Source organism: Pseudoalteromonas sp. 11L1, from assembly GCF_055397545.1.
In genome coordinates this window covers 467,019-486,594 of record NZ_AP041141.1, presented here as the reverse complement: position 1 = coordinate 486,594, position 19,576 = coordinate 467,019, and the positions used below count along the sequence as shown (strand labels likewise).

The 19,576-nt window shown below is 41.7% G+C and carries 13 protein-coding genes; 10 read left to right on the top strand and 3 right to left on the bottom strand.

What is annotated here, in order from left to right; translation table 11 throughout:
* Positions 1-30 precede the first annotated feature (30 nt).
* The 10 genes from rpoC to ACZ5WS_RS02215 all read left to right on the top strand — a co-directional run bounded on the left by rpoC (position 31) and on the right by ACZ5WS_RS02215 (position 16,123).
* Positions 31-4,203: a DNA-directed RNA polymerase subunit beta' gene (rpoC, locus tag ACZ5WS_RS02260; protein ID WP_054202751.1), complete on the top strand. Its 4,173-nt coding sequence runs from the start codon at positions 31-33 to the stop codon at positions 4,201-4,203.
* A gap of 194 nt (positions 4,204-4,397) precedes the next feature.
* The gene (gene rpsL / locus ACZ5WS_RS02255) at positions 4,398-4,772 is read left to right on the top strand and encodes a 30S ribosomal protein S12 (protein WP_002958885.1); all 375 of its coding nucleotides are present in this window, start codon (positions 4,398-4,400) and stop codon (positions 4,770-4,772) included.
* 97 nt (positions 4,773-4,869) lie between these two features.
* Positions 4,870-5,340: a 30S ribosomal protein S7 gene (gene rpsG, locus ACZ5WS_RS02250; RefSeq protein ID WP_010392135.1), complete on the top strand. Its 471-nt coding sequence runs from the start codon at positions 4,870-4,872 to the stop codon at positions 5,338-5,340.
* Between the two features lie 27 nt (positions 5,341-5,367).
* Positions 5,368-7,482, top strand: a complete 2,115-nt coding sequence (fusA, locus tag ACZ5WS_RS02245; RefSeq protein WP_010392137.1) for an elongation factor G — start codon at positions 5,368-5,370, stop codon at positions 7,480-7,482.
* A gap of 62 nt (positions 7,483-7,544) precedes the next feature.
* Positions 7,545-8,729: an elongation factor Tu gene (gene tuf, locus ACZ5WS_RS02240; protein WP_109875886.1), complete on the top strand. Its 1,185-nt coding sequence runs from the start codon at positions 7,545-7,547 to the stop codon at positions 8,727-8,729.
* A gap of 424 nt (positions 8,730-9,153) precedes the next feature.
* Entirely contained in the window at positions 9,154-9,954 is an 801-nt protein-coding gene (locus ACZ5WS_RS02235) for a VOC family protein (protein ID WP_464710420.1), read from the top strand.
* A gap of 116 nt (positions 9,955-10,070) precedes the next feature.
* On the top strand, positions 10,071-10,433 hold the full coding sequence (locus tag ACZ5WS_RS02230; RefSeq protein WP_054202577.1) for a hypothetical protein: 363 nt from the start codon (positions 10,071-10,073) through the stop codon (positions 10,431-10,433).
* Positions 10,433-12,763 (top strand): fatty acid cis/trans isomerase, encoded by a 2,331-nt coding sequence (locus tag ACZ5WS_RS02225; protein WP_055012289.1) that lies wholly within the window; start codon positions 10,433-10,435, stop codon positions 12,761-12,763. The genes ACZ5WS_RS02230 and ACZ5WS_RS02225 overlap by 1 nt, the downstream gene beginning before the upstream one ends.
* A 116-nt stretch (positions 12,764-12,879) precedes the next feature.
* Positions 12,880-14,604 carry a response regulator gene (locus ACZ5WS_RS02220; protein ID WP_464710416.1) on the top strand — a complete coding sequence of 575 codons (1,725 nt, stop codon included), beginning with the start codon at positions 12,880-12,882 and terminating at the stop codon, positions 14,602-14,604.
* A 67-nt stretch (positions 14,605-14,671) separates the two neighbouring features.
* Positions 14,672-16,123 (top strand): ATP-binding cassette domain-containing protein, encoded by a 1,452-nt coding sequence (locus tag ACZ5WS_RS02215; protein ID WP_464710415.1) that lies wholly within the window; start codon positions 14,672-14,674, stop codon positions 16,121-16,123.
* A gap of 6 nt (positions 16,124-16,129) precedes the next feature.
* On the opposite strand, the gene ACZ5WS_RS02210 is transcribed toward ACZ5WS_RS02215, so the two are convergent.
* The 3 genes from ACZ5WS_RS02210 to ACZ5WS_RS02200 form a co-directional block, all read right to left on the bottom strand.
* Entirely contained in the window at positions 16,130-17,008 is an 879-nt protein-coding gene (locus ACZ5WS_RS02210; RefSeq protein ID WP_464710413.1) for a TraB/GumN family protein, read from the bottom strand.
* Between the two features lie 246 nt (positions 17,009-17,254).
* On the bottom strand, positions 17,255-17,626 hold the full coding sequence (locus ACZ5WS_RS02205) for a diacylglycerol kinase (RefSeq protein ID WP_464710411.1): 372 nt from the start codon (positions 17,624-17,626) through the stop codon (positions 17,255-17,257).
* Positions 17,623-19,296, bottom strand: coding sequence for a phosphoethanolamine transferase (locus ACZ5WS_RS02200; RefSeq protein ID WP_464710409.1), 1,674 nt, complete (start codon positions 19,294-19,296; stop codon positions 17,623-17,625). The genes ACZ5WS_RS02205 and ACZ5WS_RS02200 overlap by 4 nt, the downstream gene beginning before the upstream one ends.
* Positions 19,297-19,576 lie beyond the last annotated feature (280 nt).

Below are 19,576 nucleotides of genomic sequence, written 5' to 3'. Positions count from 1 at the left end.
CTCAAGATTAACTCCGACAGGAGAGCTAAGGTGAAAGACTTACTTAAGTTTCTGAAGCAACAAAATAAGACCGAAGAATTCGATGCAATTCGCATTGGTCTTGCTTCACCAGACATGGTTCGTTCATGGTCATACGGTGAAGTAAAGAAACCTGAGACTATTAACTACCGTACTTTCAAGCCTGAGCGCGATGGCTTATTCTGTGCCCGTATTTTCGGCCCAGTGAAAGATTATGAGTGTTTATGTGGTAAATATAAACGCCTTAAACACCGTGGTGTGATCTGTGAAAAGTGTGGCGTTGAAGTAACACTCACTAAAGTGCGTCGTGACCGTATGGGTCATATAGAACTGGCAAGTCCAGTTGCGCATATATGGTTTTTAAAATCATTACCGTCACGTATCGGCTTAATGCTTGATATGACGCTTCGTGATATTGAACGTGTTCTTTACTTCGAATCATTCGTAGTAACTGAGCCTGGTATGACAACGCTTGAGCGTGGTCAGCTATTAGGTGAAGAAGAATACCTAGATGCACTTGAAGAGCACGGCGATGAGTTTGAAGCGAAGATGGGTGCTGAAGCAGTATTAGACTTGCTTCGTGAACTCGATCTTGCTCAATTAATTGCAGAGATGCGTGAAGAGTTACCAACAATTAACTCTGAAACTAAGCGTAAAAAGATCACTAAACGTCTTAAGTTAATGGAATCGTTCCACCAATCAGGTAATAACCCTGAGTGGATGATCATGACAGTACTTCCAGTATTGCCACCTGACTTACGTCCATTAGTACCACTAGACGGTGGCCGCTTTGCGACATCTGATCTAAATGACCTTTACCGTCGTGTTATTAACCGTAATAACCGTCTTAAGCGTCTACTAGATTTAGCTGCACCAGATATTATCGTACGCAACGAAAAACGTATGTTACAAGAAGCGGTTGATGCGCTACTTGATAACGGTCGTCGTGGTCGTGCAATTACAGGTTCTAACAAACGTCCACTTAAATCGCTTGCTGATATGATCAAAGGTAAGCAAGGTCGTTTCCGTCAGAACTTACTTGGTAAGCGTGTAGATTACTCTGGCCGTTCTGTAATCACGGTTGGTCCTACACTTAAGCTTCATCAGTGTGGTCTTCCTAAGAAGATGGCATTAGAGCTTTTCAAACCATTCATCTATGGCAAATTAGAACGTCGCGGCATGGCTACGACAATCAAAGCAGCTAAAAAGATGGTTGAGCGTGAAGTAGCGGAAGTATGGGATGTACTAGACGAAGTAATTCGTGAACATCCAGTATTACTTAACCGTGCACCAACACTTCACCGTTTGGGTATCCAAGCGTTTGAACCTGTGCTTATCGAAGGTAAAGCGATTCATTTGCATCCATTAGTATGTGCGGCTTACAACGCCGACTTCGATGGTGACCAAATGGCGGTACACGTACCGCTAACAATTGAAGCGCAGCTAGAAGCTCGTGCGTTAATGATGTCTACAAACAACATCTTATCGCCTGCTAATGGTGAGCCAATCATCGTTCCTTCACAGGACGTTGTATTAGGTCTTTATTACATGACGCGTGACCGCATTAACGCCAAAGGCGAAGGCACCGTATTTAAAGATCCTAAAGAAGCAGAAAAAGCATACCGTAGTGGTAATGCCGACCTTCACGCAAAAGTGAAAGTACGTATTAGCCAATCAGTAGCTAATGAAGATGGTGTTGTAGAAGATACAATTACAATCATTGATACTACAGTGGGTCGTGCAATTCTGTCTCTTATTTTACCTAAAGGTATGCCGTTTGAGTCAATCAACCAAGCTCTAGGTAAAAAGCAAATTTCTAGCTTACTAAATGAGTGTTACCGTCGTCTTGGTTTAAAAGACACAGTTGTGTTTGCTGACCAAGTTATGTACACCGGTTTCCACTACGCAATGAAGTCAGGTGTTTCAATTGGTATCGATGACTTAGTTATCCCACCAGTTAAAGCATCAATCATTGAAGCAGCAGAAGCTGAAGTAACTGAAATCAACCAACAATTCCAATCAGGTCTTGTAACGGCTGGTGAAAAGTACAACAAAGTTATCGATATTTGGTCACGTGTAAATGAGAACTTATCACGTGAAATGATGGCTAACTTGTCAAAAGACACCGTAGTGAATGCGCAAGGTGAAGAAGAAGAGCAACCGTCATTTAACTCAGTGTTTATGATGGCCGACTCAGGTGCTCGTGGTAGTGCCGCTCAGATCCGTCAGCTAGCAGGTATGCGTGGTCTAATGGCACGTCCAGATGGTTCAATCATCGAGACGCCAATCACGGCTAACTTCCGTGAAGGTCTAAACGTACTTCAGTACTTCATCTCAACGCACGGTGCGCGTAAAGGTCTTGCCGATACAGCACTGAAAACAGCGAACTCGGGTTACCTAACGCGTCGTCTAGTAGACGTTGCACAAGATTTGGTAATCAATGAAGACGATTGTGGCACAGAAGATGGCTTAACAATGAAACCGCTTATTGAAGGTGGTGACGTTGTAGAAGCACTTCGCGAACGTGTACTAGGTCGTGTTGTTGCTGAGCCTGTTGTTATCCCTGGTACTAATACAGTACTTGTAGAACGTAACATCATGCTTGACGAAAAACTGTGTGACCTTTTAGAAGAGCACTCAGTTGATGAAGTTCGTGTACGTTCAGTAATCACCTGTGATAACGACTTTGGTGTTTGTGCTAAGTGTTATGGTCGTGACCTAGCACGTGGTCATATCATCAACGCGGGTGAATCAGTTGGTGTTATCGCGGCACAATCAATCGGTGAGCCGGGTACACAGCTTACGATGCGTACATTCCACATCGGTGGTGCGGCATCAAGAGCGTCTGCTGAAAATAATGTACAAGTTAAAACTAACGGTACATTAAAACTTCACAACGCTAAGTATGTATTAAATACAGACGGTAAGATTGTTATTACCTCTCGTTCTACCGAAATCACTATCATTGATAGCTATGGTCGTGAGAAAGAGCGTTATAAAGTACCTTACGGTGCGGTATTAACAGTGCAAGACAATGCAGAAGTTCAAGGTAACGACATTGTTGCTACTTGGGACCCGCATAGTCACCCAATCGTTCTTGAGCATAAATCAAAAGTATCGTTCAGCGATATCGATGATTCAAATACTGAAGCACAGACTGACGAACTAACGGGTTTAACTCGTGTAGTTGTTAAAGATCTTGCTAAAGCGAATGCGAAAGAGCCGAAACTTATCATTGAGAGTGATGAGCGTGGCTTGCAAGAAACACGTCTTCCTTCATTCACTACGATTGAAGTAACAGACGGCGCGACTGCAAACCCAGGTGACGTACTAGCACGTATTCCGCAAGAAGGTTCGAAAACTCGTGATATCACGGGTGGTCTACCACGCGTAGCCGACTTATTTGAAGCGCGTAAGCCGAAAGATCCAGCTATCTTAGCTGAAATCACCGGTACGATTAGCTTCGGTAAAGAGACTAAAGGTAAGAAACGTTTAGTTATTACTCCAGCTGAAGGCGATCATTACGAAGAAATGATCCCTAAGTGGCGTCAACTTAACGTGTTTGAAGGTGAGCAAGTGTCTAAAGGTGAAGTTATCGCCGATGGTCCAGAATCACCGCATGACATCTTACGCCTACGTGGTGTGACTCATGTTGCTAACTACATTGTTAACGAAGTGCAAGAGGTTTACCGTTTGCAGGGCGTTAAGATCAATGATAAGCACATTGAAACTATTATTCGTCAAATGCTACGTAAATGTATCATTCTAGACGGTGGTGATACTGAGTTCTTAGCTGGTGAGCAAATTGAAGTGGCACGCGTTAATATCGCAAACCGCGACCTTGAAGCTCAAGGTAAGATCCCAGCTAAGTTTGAAATCCAGTTAATGGGTATCACTAAAGCATCACTAGCGACAGAATCTTTCATCTCAGCAGCCTCGTTCCAGGAGACAACTCGTGTCCTAACAGAAGCCGCTGTAAATGGTAAGAGCGATGAGTTACGCGGTCTGAAAGAAAACGTAATTGTGGGTCGATTGATCCCAGCCGGTACCGGTTTTGCGTATCATCAAGATCGTATGGCTCGTCGTAAGCAAAAAGACGTTGTTGAAGAGCAAACGGTAAGTGCAGAAGAGGCGACTCAAGCACTGACTGATGCCTTAAACGCGGATTTATCTGGAAATCAATAAACCGAATCTAATCAATAGATTAGAGTTTAGCAAGGTAGTTATCTACTGCCTTGCGAGCGGTTTAGGTTGACAGGTCAATCTTTGCTCATTAAAATTCCGCCACCCATTTACTTGCACGTTTAATACATGCTCGTAAAACAAGGGCGGATTTTTTATTTTTTTCAGTAGTAATTTTAATTTCAGGAGCTATTTAAATGGCAACTATTAACCAGCTAGTGCGTAAGCCACGTCGTAGCAAGGTTACTAAAAGTAACTCAGCTGCGCTTAAAGCGTGTCCGCAAAAGCGTGGTGTATGTACTCGCGTATATACAACTACACCTAAGAAACCAAACTCGGCGTTACGTAAAGTAGCTCGTGTACGTTTAACTAACGGTTTCGAAGTAACTTCATACATCGGTGGTGAAGGTCATAACCTTCAAGAGCACAGTGTAATCCTAATCCGTGGTGGTCGTGTTAAAGATTTACCAGGTGTGCGTTTCCACACTGTACGTGGTGCACTTGACTGTGCAGGCGTAAGCGACCGTCGTCAAGCTCGTTCTAAATACGGTGCAAAACGCCCTAAAGGCTAATTGTATTCCGTTAGTAAGGCCAAGCACTAAATATTATTAATTATTGTTTTGGGTTATTGTTCCAAAAGGACAAACCTGAATAAACCGGAGATACAAAATGCCTAGAAGACGCGTAATAGGTCAACGTAAAATTCTTCCAGATCCTAAGTTCGGATCGGAACTTCTTGCAAAATTCGTTAACATCGTAATGTTAGACGGCAAGAAATCTACTGCTGAAAAAATCGTTTATGGTGCGCTAGACGTGGCTGCTGAGAAATCAGGCAAGTCGCACCTAGAAATCTTTGAAACTGCACTTGATAACATCCGTCCACAGGTAGAGGTTAAATCTCGCCGTGTTGGTGGTTCAACTTATCAAGTACCAGTTGAAGTACGTCCAGTACGTCGCAACGCATTAGGTATGCGTTGGTTAGTAGACGCTGCACGTAAGCGTGGCGAAAAATCTATGGGCTTACGTTTAGCTCAAGAAATCGTTGACGCTGCTGATAACAAAGGCACTGCGGTTAAGAAACGTGAAGACGTTCACCGTATGGCTGAAGCGAATAAAGCATTCGCTCATTACCGTTGGTAATCTGTCCTTAACCTTTAAGAGGATTTTATGGCACGTACAACTCCACTTGAGCGTTACCGCAATATCGGTATTTGTGCTCACGTAGATGCAGGCAAAACCACCACAACAGAACGTGTTCTGTTCTACACAGGTCTTTCTCATAAGATCGGTGAAGTGCATGATGGCGCTGCAACTATGGATTGGATGGAGCAGGAACAAGAGCGTGGTATCACAATCACTTCTGCTGCAACAACGTGTTTCTGGAAAGGGATGGACGCTCAATTTGACGACCATCGCATCAATATTATTGATACCCCAGGGCACGTAGATTTCACTATCGAAGTAGAGCGTTCTTTACGTGTACTAGATGGTGCGGTAGTTGTTCTTTGTGCTTCATCGGGTGTACAGCCGCAAACTGAGACAGTTTGGCGTCAAGCGAACAAGTACGAAGTTCCGAGAATGATCTTCGTAAATAAAATGGATCGCACGGGCGCTGACTTCTTAACGGTTGTAAGCCAGGTGAAATCTCGTCTTGGAGCAACGCCTGTTCCAGTCCAGCTGCCTATTGGCGCTGAAGACGACTTTAAAGGTGTTATTGACCTTATTAAAATGAAAGCCATTAACTGGAATGATAAAGACCAGGGTATGACTTTCTCTTATGAGGCAATACCGGCAGAACTTCAGGAATTAGCCGAAGAATGGCGCTCTCACTTAGTTGAAAGCGCTGCTGAAGCTACTGAAGAACTAATGGATAAATACTTAGAAGGTGAAGAGTTAAGCGAAGCAGAAATTAAAAATGCTTTGCGTCAACGCACATTAGCGAACGAAATTGTTCCCATGACGTGTGGTAGTGCATTTAAAAACAAAGGTGTTCAAGCTGTGCTTGATTGCGTTGTTGAATATATGCCATCACCAACACAAGTGAAACAAATCCAAGGTATCTTAGAAAATGGTACTGAGGAAGAGCGTCCTGCTGATGATAAAGCGCCGTTTGCTGCTCTTGCATTCAAGATTGCAACAGACCCGTTTGTTGGCACTTTAACCTTTTTCCGTGTTTACTCTGGTACTGTTAAACAGGGTGACGCGGTATATAACCCAGTAAAAAGTAAGCGTGAGCGTCTTGGTCGTATCGTTCAGATGCATTCAAACTCACGTGAAGAGATCAAAGAAGTCCACGCAGGCGATATCGCGGCGGCTATTGGTCTCAAAGACGTAACAACAGGTGAAACACTGTGTGATCCGAACTCTATTATTACGCTTGAGCGTATGGAGTTCCCAGAACCAGTTATCTCTGTTGCGGTTGAGCCTCGCACAATCGCTGACCAGGATAAAATGGGTATCGCGCTAGGAAAACTAGCTGCAGAAGATCCATCTTTCCGCGTACAAACTGACGAAGAATCAGGCCAGACTATTATCTCTGGCATGGGTGAACTTCACCTTGATATCATTGTCGACCGTATGAAACGTGAATTCAGTGTTGAATGTAACGTTGGTAAGCCGCAGGTTGCATACCGAGAAGCTATTCGTTCAACTGTTGAAGTTGAAGGAAAGTTTGTACGTCAATCAGGTGGTCGTGGTCAATATGGTCACGTCTGGCTTAAACTTGAACCGATGGATATTTCGGATGATGAAGCCCCAATTTACGAGTTCGTAAACGAAACCGTAGGTGGCTCAGTGCCGAAAGAATACATCCCTGCGGTAGACAAAGGTATCCAAGAGCAAATGGCTCAAGGTGTACTGGCAGGCTACCCATTACTTGGTGTTAAAGCGACTTTATATGATGGTTCATTCCATGATGTAGATTCGAATGAAATGGCATTTAAAATAGCAGGTTCACTGGCTATGAGACAAGGTGCGCTAGATGCAAACCCTGCACTTTTAGAACCAGTAATGAAGGTTGAAGTACTCACTCCTGAAGCAAACATGGGTGATGTAGTTGGCGACCTAAACCGTCGTCGCGGCATGATCGAAGGCATGGAAGATGCACTTGGTGGCCTTAAGCAAATTAATGCTGTGGTACCACTATCTGAAATGTTCGGTTATGCGACTGCTTTACGATCTGCAACACAGGGCCGTGCCTCATACTCTATGGAGTTTTTGAAGTACGCTGAAGCCTCTAAGCAGGTTGCAGATACAATAATTTCAGCTCGCGCTGTTATATGATTTTAGCTTGTCTGGCTCAATACTGAGTCAGGCTTTAATTTCTTTATTAGGAATTTTTTAAGATGGCAAAAGAAAAGTTTGAACGCGTAAAACCGCACGTAAACGTTGGTACAATCGGCCACGTTGACCACGGTAAAACTACACTAACTGCAGCAATCACTAACGTACTTGCAAAAGTATACGGCGGTGTTGCTAAAGATTTCGCATCAATCGATAACGCTCCAGAAGAGCGCGAGCGTGGTATCACAATCTCAACTTCACACGTTGAGTACGATACACCTACTCGTCACTACGCACACGTAGATTGTCCTGGACACGCCGATTATGTTAAAAACATGATCACTGGTGCTGCTCAAATGGACGGCGCTATCTTAGTAGTTGCTGCGACTGATGGTCCTATGCCACAAACTCGTGAGCACATCCTACTTTCTCGCCAAGTTGGCGTTCCTTACATCGTTGTGTTCATGAACAAATGTGACATGGTTGATGATGAAGAGCTACTTGAGCTAGTAGAAATGGAAGTTCGTGAACTTCTTTCTGAATACGACTTCCCAGGTGATGACTTACCACTAATTCAAGGTTCTGCACTTAAAGCACTTGAAGGCGAAGAGCAATGGGAAGCTAAAATCGTAGAGCTTGCAGAAGCACTAGATTCTTACATCCCAGAGCCAGAGCGTGACATCGATAAGCCATTCATCATGCCTATCGAAGACGTTTTCTCAATCCAAGGTCGTGGTACTGTTGTAACTGGCCGTGTTGAAGCTGGTATCATCAACGTGAATGACGAAGTTGAAATCGTTGGTATCAAAGAGACTACTAAGTCTACTTGTACTGGTGTTGAGATGTTCCGTAAGCTTCTTGACGAAGGTCGTGCTGGTGAGAACATTGGTGCACTTCTACGTGGTACTAAGCGTGAAGACGTTGAACGTGGTCAAGTACTAGCTAAGCCTGGTTCAATCAACCCACACACAACATTCACTTCAGAAGTATACGTACTTTCTAAAGATGAAGGTGGTCGTCATACTCCATTCTTCAAAGGTTACCGTCCACAGTTCTACTTCCGTACAACTGACGTAACAGGTGACGTACAGTTACCAGAAGGCGTAGAAATGGTAATGCCTGGTGATAACGTTAAGATGACAGTAACTCTAATCGCGCCAATCGCGATGGACGAAGGTCTTCGTTTCGCTATCCGTGAAGGTGGCCGTACTGTTGGTGCTGGTGTTGTTGCAACTATCGTTGAGTAATCAACTGTTGTAATGCGTTAAGCATTAAAAAAACCCGAGCTTAGCCTCGGGTTTTTTAATGCCTGTAATTTATGTAATGTGAAGGTGGCTCTCTTACCTTAGGCATCGGTGCTTTGTTGCAATTATCGTTGAGTAATCAACTGTTTTAATGCTTGAAGAAAAGTGATTAGCTATCAGCTTTTAGCTGTTCGGTGCTAGTGTCAGCTAAGTAGCCTGAGTTAGTATCAACCCCGAGTAGAAGCCCGCGCTTCAGTAACCTCTGAATATCTATAGTTTAATATTTGTGCGCTGTTTTTTCATAGAAGGGAATATGACTATACGCTAAAACTCAGTAAAGACATGTCTATTCATTGAATAGCTATCGACTCTTATAGACTATTAGCCTAAGCTAAAAATAGCTTAAATTTACAACAGGAAATGGGCGATGAATAATAAAAATAATTATCCGCAAGGTATATTTTGCTGGGCTGAACTGTGTACTCATAATTGGAAAGATGGAAAAGCTTTTTATACCTCGTTGTTTGAATGGGGGAATGACGACCAGCCAATTGGCGAAGATGAATATTACACAATGCTTCAAAAGCAAGGTGACGATATTGCTGCCATGTACCAAATGCCTAAAGAGCAAGTGGACGATTCCACACCTAGCTACTGGCTTACCTATATTGCGGTAGATGATGTTGATACATGTGCAATTAAGGCGCAAAAGCTAGGCGCGCAAATTATAGCAGGCCCTCACAATGTTATGAATGCAGGGCGCATGTTAATGCTTAAAGACCCAACCGGCGCCATAGTGGCGTTATGGCAAGGTAAAGAGCATATAGGATGTCAGCGCCCTTGTGAGCTCGGCACGCCTTATTGGCACGAAATGGCAACGCGTGATAGCGAAGCGAGCCGTCACTTTTACTGCGAATTACTAGGTTGGCAAAGTGAAATAAAGCCTATGGAAGGTATGGATTACACCTTGTTCTTAGTTGCAGGTAAGCCTGTAGCGGGCATGCTACAAATGAATAATGAGTGGCCAGAAGACGTGCCTCCCCATTGGATGATTTACTTTGCCGTGGATAACTGCGATAGCTATGTAAAAAAAGCGGCGATCCTTGGAGGGCAAGTGTGCGTACCTGCTACAGATATCCCTGATGTAGGGCGTTTTAGTGTTATTTGCGATCCTCAAGGGGCTGTTTTTTCTATGATTGAATCGGCAATGGATGATATTAAAGCTTAGTAATTAGCAATGCTTAGGATTAATTTTAGGCTTTAGTATGGTTATTTAGTCGCAGTAATTATGTGCTTTTTTGCTATAATGGCGGTAATTACACCGCCAGTCAGCAAGAGAGTCCAATGGAACTTGAACAAGATAGCAATTTAACCCTCCCTTTATTTATTCTAGATGAGACACTAAGTACCCGTGACTTAGCGCAGCCTGACGTGGAAATTTCAGTTATTTTAAGTGATGAGCTACTGACTCAGCTATGCCAAAATCCCAGTGCTGACAGTAGTATTGGCATAAGCATTACGGACTATGAATTGAATGTCATCAATTCAAGCTTTTCAAGTGTAGTGCAAAGCGAACATGACGCTCAACTAACGCTCACCCAAGGCCCTCTATTAAGCGCTGTAGTGACTACAGTTGATGAGCTGACATTCGTATCACCTCAAGTTGATATGATGCCTACGTTCGATTTGGGCGATGAGGCAGAGTAATGAAAAAGATCATTATAAGTACATTTGTACTGATTATTTTAAGTGGCTGTGCCTACCTAGGAAATGCTCATTATAACGAACTGTTTGGTCCCGAAAAAACACAAGCGCGTATTGTTGACGCTAATAGTGGTGATGGCGCCGAATTTCTTCAGCATGTAAAGCCTGTAATAGATACTCGCTGCGTGGTTTGCCATGGTTGTTATGATGCGCCTTGCCAGTTGAAGTTGTCGTCTCCTGAGGGAATAGATAGAGGGCTAAGTAAAGAGCTGGTGTACGACGGTACTCGGTTGTTAGCCTCAACGCCTAGCCGATTATTATTTGATGCAACCACCACTGAGCAATGGCGTGAAAAAGAGTTTAGCCCGGTATTAAACGAGCGAGCACAAAATGAAGAAGCCAATTTAGCCGGTAGTGTGTTATTTAACACGCTGGTATTAAAGCAAAGTTCACCTTTGCCAGAAGATGAAGTATTAGATGAACGCTTTGATTTTTCGCTTAGTCGCAACCAAAGTTGTGCGACCATGGGTGAATTTGACCAATTAGCGGATGAGCAACCGCATGCGGGTATGCCTTATGGCTTACCAGGGGTGTCGGCTGCTGAATTTCAGCATCTACAAAATTGGATTAAAAAAGGAGGGAAAATGGCGCATATCAAGCCGCCATCAGCTGCTGAGCTTGCAAAGGTAAAAAACTGGGAAGCATTTTTAAATCAAGATGGTTTGAAGTATCAGTTATCAGCGCGTTATATTTATGAACATTGGTTTTTAGCGCACATCTATTTTAGTGATGCGCAATCACCAAACTTTTTTAAGTTGGTGCGTTCAAGCACTCCTCCTGGGGAAGATATTAAGTTAATTAGCGCTCGTCGCCCTTATGATAACCCAAATGTTGAGCGTGTTTATTATCGACTGCTTCACGACCGTTCTACTATTTTGTCAAAAACGCATTTGCCACTTAAGTTAACGGATGAGAAGTTAACGCGCTTATATCAGCAGTTCATCGCACCAAAATACACTGTATCTAGCTTACCAAGCTATGAGCCAGCACTTGCATCAAACCCATTTAAAACTTTTGAAGCACTGCCTATTGATGCTAAGTATCAATTTATGCTCGATGAAGCTGAGTTAATTATTATGGGCTTCATTAAAGGACCTGTTTGCCGTGGTCAAATAGCACTGAACGTGATTAATGACCATTTTTGGGTGGCATTTGCCGATCCTGAAAAAGTGGCGACTCCAGAGGTTGGTAAAATGCTAATGCAACATGAAGACGCATTAGAGTTACCAGCAGCCGAGGAGAGTAATGCGTTACCTATTTCTAACTGGGTAAAATACTCAGTTCGCGAAAAACGCTATTTAAAAGCCAAGGTAGAGCTAGCTAATAAAATGTTCAAAAATGGCGAGCACTTAACTACTGATTTACTGTGGAAAGGGGAAGGGCATAACCAAAATGCGGCGCTGACAATTTTTCGCCATTTTGATAGTGCAACAGTTGTAAAAGGGCTTGTTGGCCAGCAACCTAAAACGATGTGGGTACTTGATTATGCATTGTTTGAGCGTATTCACTACTTACTAGTGGCAGGCTTTGATGTGTATGGCAATATTGGCCATCAATTGATAACACGTTTATATATGGATTTTTTACGCTTGGAAGGTGAGCAAAACTTTCTTGCGTTATTACCAGAGTCACAACGCGAAGCTATTAAGCAAAGCTGGTATCGTAAATCACCGCCAAGTCTATCGACCTTTTTCGAAAATAACCGTGAGTTTAGTCAGCCCAGCGGTATTAGTTACCAAACTGATAAGCCACAATCAGAGTTATATGGATTAATTAAACAAACGCTTGAGCCGGTATTAAGCCCTCGTTATGACTATAAAAAAGTACCCGCACCATTAAGTGCAATTAACACCATGCCCGCTAAAGCAATTAACTTACTCCCGCAGCTATCGTATGTGTTAGTAAAAGAGCAAGATGAGCACAAGGCTTATACGATTATTCATCATAACGCGCATTATAATATTTCGAGCTTATTAAACGAAGACGGCCAGCGTGCTTATGAAGAAGATACCGTGACAATTGTGCCAGGTTTTATTGGTGATTACCCATCAGCAATTTGGTATTTAAATAACCCGCAACAAGTTGCTGCATTTGCAGAGCAGCTACCGCTTATGCAAGTAGAGGCGGATTATCGGGCTTTAAAGTCTAAGTTTGCGATTCGTCGAACGCACCCTCAGTTTTGGCAATACAGCGATATATTACATCACGTTGCCCGCCAGTATCGAGGGGTTGAATTTGGTATGTTTGATTATAACCGCTTAGAAAATCGTTAATGATATTGTAAGTAGCCCAGCTTTTTAGTTGGGCTTTTTTATATCTAATAATTAGTGAATTAACTAATTAACTTGCTACAGTTAGACTAAATTGAAAATAAAAAGCAGCTTGGTTTATGTTTAATATTGTAAAGAGTATTCGCAAACGTTATCGGTGGGCATTAATTGCTATTGCCTTGCTGATCAGCGTATCCGCATTACTCATGCAATACGTCTTTTCTGTGCAAAAATACGATGCGAAAATTATCAATATAGCAGGTAAGCAACGCATGCTGTCACAAAAAATAGCGTGGCATAGTAATGCGCTAATTAATCAAACAGCTAACAACGAACAGCATCTGAAATCGTTAGCTTACTCACTTGGGCTATTCGAACAAGGACATACTTTTTTACTCACTAAAAATGAGCAAGGTGAGGCGATTTATTTAAATGCTGCTTTAGTTGATTTATATTATGCCGCCCCAGGCAGCTTAGATACCGAGGTATCTAGTTTTATAAAACAAGCAAAAAAATTACTGACCCAACAAGAACAAGCGAATCCCGCGGTGTTTTCTGTGGGCGAGATTGAAGCATTATTAAAAAAATTAGACACCGCGGTGAGCTTATTTGAGCAGCAAGCGGTGACAAAGGTTAATTGGGTTGCCAATATTGAGCTGTTGTGTTGGTTTTTGACTCTAGCGTTATTGCTTATAGAGTTAAGGTTTGTGTTTATGCCAATGGAGAGGCAAGTTTTACAGACCCTGCTTGAGTATCAACAACAAAAAGAATTTGCCGAGCAAGTCAGTCAGAATAAAGAACATTTTATTGCACGCGCCAGCCATGAGTTTAGAACTCCGTTACAGGGATTAATTAGTTCTATAAATGAATTAAGCATTCCCAGCTCGCAACAACAAATTCAGCGTCAAGCTCAGTATTGTTCTGTTAGGCTGCTAGCGATGTTAGATGAACTTCAAGATTTACAGGCGCTTAGTTTAAACCGTTGGTCATTAAAGCCAACCTCAGACAACCTACTAACAACTTTAAACAAAATACTGGCTGTGTATGAATATGGCTGTACTGAGAAAGGGTTAAAGTTAATTACCGAGTTAGCACCGAACTTAGACTGCGCGGTGATTGTAGATCACGCACGGCTACAACAAATTGTTTCTGAACTACTTAATAACGCATTAAAGTTTACTGAGCAAGGAGAGGTCACCGTCATTGCTACGCTCAATAACCATCAGTTAGAGTTAAGCATAAAAGACAGTGGCTGTGGCTTTAGCCACCCGGTTGGTCAGCTCGAATTAGATAACAATCAACAAAGTAACCATTTTCAAGGCCTCAGAACAGGGCTTACCCGCGTGCAATATATTGTTAATGCGCTTAATGGCGACATTCGTTTTGAGAATAATCATCCACAAGGCGCCATTGTATTTTTAAGCCTACCATTAGAGATGGACACAAGCGAAACTAAGCCAACGCGCTTGCCTGATGATCTTAAGTGTTTAGTGGTTGAAGATAACCCGCTCAACATGTTGGTACTAACAAAGTTATTAAGTTCTTTGAGCATACAGGTTGAATCGGCTGAAAATGGCAAAGTCGCTTGTGAAATGGCGGCTGAAAATAGCTATGATGTTATATTTATGGATTTAAATATGCCGGTTATGGATGGCTTTGAAGCCACAAAGCTGCTACATGAAAAAGACAAAACACGACCCATTATTGTGGTTACCGCAAACACTTCTGATAGTGATATAGCTCGCGCTAAAGCTTGTGGAGCAATAAGTCATATTCATAAACCTATAGATCAGCAAAGTATAATAGCGGCACTAAACGATGCTCTTCTAACAGAGGTTGATTAAATCTCACTTGCCTAATTGTTATTTTGTACGTTAATTTGAATTTTTAAGCCTTATTTTGGGATCTAGTGTGCGCTCAATTTTACTTCAGCAATTTAATGGTTATTTATCCACCGGTGGCAGTAATCGCTATTATATTAAGGATTTAACTTGGCAAGTAAAGCAGGGGGAGCACTGGGTATTGCTTGGCGGCAATGGCGCCGGTAAATCTGCGCTTGGGGCTACGCTTATTGGTGAAGCCAAGCAACAAAGTGGGCAACGCCATAGTACTTTTAATAATCTACAGTTAGTTTCAAGTGATTTACAAAAGCAGTTATTAAGCGCTAATCGCAAAAGTGATAAACCACAAAAAGTAACCGACATACTCTTTTCTGCGCCTGAAATAAATAGCGATTTATGCCAACAGCTAATTACGGCTCTTAATTTTGATGCCTTACTTAATCGTAATTTTACTGATTTATCGACCGGTGAAACACGTAAATTATTATTGATTAAAGCACTGTCTGCTAATTGTGATTTAGTTGTGCTTGATGAACCATTTGATGGCTTAGACACTGAATCGACTAGGCAGTTAAACCGCCTATTAAAGCAACTGAGTACGCACACTTGCTTTGTGTTTGTACTAAACCGTGTTGATGAAATTCCTGCGTTTGTTGATCACTTTGCTTATGTGAGCAAGGGTCTTTTACAACATAGCTTAGCAAAACCGTGCGCAGCAAAACGAGCCGATTTGTTTAAGTTACTGCATTTAGAACATACACCTATAACTATTCCAGATTCACCCGAGCCTACTTTTATTTCAAATGCAAACGCGCCACTCGTTAAGCTTACTGATGCGCATGTACGTTATGGTGAACAGACTATTTTTGAAAACTTAAACTGGACGATTAAGCAACACCAACATTGGCAACTTACCGGCAAGAATGGCTCAGGAAAAACCTGTTTATTAAATTTAATCACCGGTGATAACCCTCAGTGTTATAACAATGAGATTGAGGTGTTTGGTTTTAAGCGTGGCACAGGAGAGAGCATTTGGGATATAAAACAGCATATTGGTTATATCTCTAATACCTTGCATTTACAGTATAGAGTGAGTATTTCGGCGCTCAATACTGTTATCTCTGGGTTTTTCGATAGTATTGGTTTATATCAACAAGCCAGTGAGCTACAAATGCGTTTAGCGAAACAGTGGTTGGCACTAATTGGCCTTAGCGATAAAGCTAATTGCGCTTTTACTCAACTATCGTATGGCGATCAGCGCTTATTACTTATTGTACGCGCAATGGTTAAACACCCCGCCTTAGTTATTTTAGATGAGCCATGTTTAGGGCTTGATGAGGCAAATCGTCAACGCGTTTTACTGCTTATAGAAAAGGTGTGTGCGGCAAAAACGAGTACTGTTATTTATGTAAACCATCATGCAGCAGATGCCATTAAAGGGGTTGAACACACCCTAAAAATGGAAGACTTTAAACCAACTCATTATGAGCAGCAGGCGGCTCATAATGAGTCGATTATATAAGCTTGTTTATAACTGAGTCACCGTGAATCCTTGGTCACGCAGTTGTTTAATTAAGCCATGTTGCTCAACTAAATGCAGAGCACCTACAGCTATAAAAATATTGCCTTGTTCAAGTTTTGGGGTGAGCTGAGTGACCCAATTATTATTACGCTCGATTAGCATCACTTGTTCGCTTTGTTGGCCGTATTGGCTGTTATCAAAACTGGTGTGGTAGTAGCTGGTTAGGGTTTTCATATCGCCCTGTTTCCATGCATTTACTAGAGAAATAAAGTAGGTATTAATATCACTGAGTTGTTCAAAGGTTTCTGCCATCATAGCGTTGCTTAATGACTCTAAACCATTAAACATTTGTAGCTGCTGCTCTATGGTTTCAAGCTCCGCAATTTTAATATTATGCTGTTGGGCATAATCTAATATTTGCTTATCAATGCCATTTTTATCTGAATATCCTGCGTTTTGAAACTCAATTTGCATCATGGTTAACATGACAGCCCAAGGTTTAAAGCTGTTGAACATGGCAATATCAATCGACTTTTTTGCAAAGTAGTCTTTCAGGAGTTGATAATTTTCTGCCGACAGCTCGCTCTGTAAAGTGCGGCCATTTGCTAGTAGCATAAACGGCATAGAGCGTTGCTGCATTTGTAAAGGTGATAGCTTACTAATATCCACTTCAACAACCACTTGCTTGCTGTTACCTAGTGCGTTAGTCACTTTTTGTGGTAGCCCTTTCATGCTGGCATCACCTACATGCACGGTGCCAAATAAATACGAACTAGCGCCTTGTTTTTCTATTTTGAATAGAGCTGGAGCTGCATAGCCATTGACACTAAATGCTAAATAAACGAACGCCATCAATATATGACTGATACGCAATGACACTTTCATAAAGAATCCTAACCAAGTTAAAGTTGTTTTATAAATACTAACTTAGTTTACTTTATAGGTAACGTAAAAATGCCAGATTAAAAAGCGCTATTGATACCAATTATTGCTGTAGGCCATGTTGCCAAAATTAGTCAAAACGCGTTCATTTTGTTATGAACTCAAGGCGATTCGTGAAAAGCTTCATAGACTGAGAAAAAACACCACCATGACCTACAGCAGCACTAATGCTTTTTTTACCTTGGCTAATTAAGCCCATAAAACAGACCACCAAAGCAGAACGGTGATGAGCATGGCGATAAAGACACTGGCAGAAGCGATGTCTTTAGCTAGGCCTGATAGTTCATGATATTCGCTACCGATGCGATCAACCACCACTTCGACTGCGGTATTGACCAACTCAGCAAATAACACAAACAATAAGCTGGCAATCAATATTAATTTGCTACTTAAAGTAATTTCTTGCAAGCAGGCAAATACGCCTATCAAACTAAATAAAACCAACTCTTGCTGAAAAGCAGCCTCAAATCGACTCATCCATTTTAGGCCATTAAATGTATGGCTTAAGGTAAAAATTAGGCGCATTAGGCCTTGGCGTTTTATAACGGTTTTATTTTTCATATTTTAGTTTCGCTATGGTTAATCGTTTGACATGACGCGAGTAAATCTTCAGAGGTTTGGTAGGTTTTACTCACAACACCGGTTAAGTTTAAAAGGGTATGAAAAATAGCATCGTGTGATTGCGCTAAAGTGCTATTTAAATTGTTGAGACACTTGGCTGTAATGCGCTGATTATGCTCATCAGCCCAGATGTAAAGAGGCACATGGGTTTGAGTTGTTGGTGCAAATGCATAGGGAAAGCCATGTAAGTACGCGCCATTTTCACCGAGCGACTCGCCATGGTCCGACACATACAGTAATTGCTTATCAATATTGGCTGGTAGTGCCTTTAACTGTTCAATAACTTGAGCGTTGATAAAATCACTATAAGCAATTGTATTGTCGTAGGTGTTAACCAGTTCTTCTGCGCTACAGTTCTGAATATCGCTGCGGTCGCAGGTTGGGCTAAACTGTTTAAATTTTTCAGGGTAGCGCTTAAAGTAAGTAGGGCCATGTGAACCCATCATATGCAGCACTATAAGCGTATTAGCCTGACTCAAGTTAGCAAGCTTGTGCTTTAGTGGGGCTAGCAACGCTTCATCAAAACAGTATTTACCATCACATAGTTCAGATGCTTTGGTATCAATATTAATGGTAGGTACGCGCGAGCAGACGTTTTTACAGCCACTGTTATTATCAACCCATAAGACATCTGCGCCTGCTTGTTGTATCAAATCAATCACGTTTTGCTGATTATCACTGTCTAAACGAGAAAAATTGGCATGAGTTTGCAGTGAGAACATACACGGAACTGACACTGCTGTGGCCGTGCCACACGACGATACATTATCGAAATAAGTGACATTATGTTTTTGTGTGTATTGGTTGGTATTACGCTCATAGCCTTGGTAGGAAAAATTTTCAGCTCGTGCGGTTTCACCTACTACTATGACAGTAACTCGTGTTGTACTTGGCGATGCTAAAGTTGGTGTGGTATCAATATTTTTAAATTTAATATCGCTGTAAAGCAACTGATCACGTGCATACTTATAGCCACTAGAAAGGTATTGAAATGGAATGATTTCTTTTTTCAATATACGGTTATTTCGACCTGTTGCCGCGTAATCGGCGTAAAAGTTTACTACCACTAAAGCAATCAAAGCACCGCATGCTAGTAACAGTTTAATACGACTGAGTATTTCTTTGTGTGGGCGGGCACAGTTTACGTTTATACGGCTCAAAACAAAGGCAGGTAATGCGCCAAAAAGCAGTAAAAAGCCAACAAGTTGCAAGTTTAAATAGCTTAACGCTTCACTAGAGTCCGTCTCTGCTGCGTTTTGTATCATTGAGTAATCAAATACCACTCCATAGTTTAATGAGCCGTAAAGTGCGGCACTTGAGAGCACGAGTAGTAAGTAGTTGATGGGTTTTAATAGCCCTCGAACAGACACCAAAGAAAAAAATATAACTAATAAACACACAAGTAGTAGCGGTACAGAGAATAGAAATAACCACGAAAATGTGTGCAGCGAAGTAATAGCGCTAAACGCACCATGCATAAATGGAATATTAATGATTAAGCCATAATAGCATGCCATTAAAATAACAAATGCATTAGCGCTGCAGTTAAAGTAAAAGCGCTTTTTGGTGTTTGCTTGCGATTGCTTACTGAGTTTGAAAATTGAATTCATAATACATCTCTTTTTAGTGAACGTTGTTATGCTAGGTCGTCACACTTAAGAAACACTTAAGAAGTCAATTTATTTTATTTTGTGAGCTATAAAATACAGCGGTTTGCTAAAAATTAATCAAACCATAATTCACCGTTATAAGAATAGTGAATTTCCTGAGTTGAAATGAAGGGATAAAAAATTCACTTTGTTTAGGTTGTTTGAATTTTAAAACCTAGGCCTGCGTGTTTTTATAATTATTTTGGATTGAATTTGATGTTGACTTAGCGCCCTGAGCGCG

Excerpts from the sequence above, each read along its gene's own strand:
- tuf (WP_109875886.1), top strand. The coding sequence starts at position 7,545 with ATGGCAAAAGAAAAGTTTGAACGCGTAAAACCGCACGTAAACGTTGGT.
- ACZ5WS_RS02235 (WP_464710420.1), top strand. The coding sequence starts at position 9,154 with ATGAATAATAAAAATAATTATCCGCAAGGTATATTTTGCTGGGCTGAA.
- ACZ5WS_RS02220 (WP_464710416.1), top strand. The coding sequence starts at position 12,880 with ATGTTTAATATTGTAAAGAGTATTCGCAAACGTTATCGGTGGGCATTA.
- ACZ5WS_RS02225 (WP_055012289.1), top strand. The coding sequence starts at position 10,433 with ATGAAAAAGATCATTATAAGTACATTTGTACTGATTATTTTAAGTGGC.
- ACZ5WS_RS02210 (WP_464710413.1), bottom strand. The coding sequence starts at position 17,008 with ATGAAAGTGTCATTGCGTATCAGTCATATATTGATGGCGTTCGTTTAT.
- ACZ5WS_RS02230 (WP_054202577.1), top strand. The coding sequence starts at position 10,071 with ATGGAACTTGAACAAGATAGCAATTTAACCCTCCCTTTATTTATTCTA.
- ACZ5WS_RS02200 (WP_464710409.1), bottom strand. The coding sequence starts at position 19,296 with ATGAATTCAATTTTCAAACTCAGTAAGCAATCGCAAGCAAACACCAAA.
- rpsL (WP_002958885.1), top strand. The coding sequence starts at position 4,398 with ATGGCAACTATTAACCAGCTAGTGCGTAAGCCACGTCGTAGCAAGGTT.
- fusA (WP_010392137.1), top strand. The coding sequence starts at position 5,368 with ATGGCACGTACAACTCCACTTGAGCGTTACCGCAATATCGGTATTTGT.
- ACZ5WS_RS02205 (WP_464710411.1), bottom strand. The coding sequence starts at position 17,626 with ATGAAAAATAAAACCGTTATAAAACGCCAAGGCCTAATGCGCCTAATT.
- rpsG (WP_010392135.1), top strand. The coding sequence starts at position 4,870 with ATGCCTAGAAGACGCGTAATAGGTCAACGTAAAATTCTTCCAGATCCT.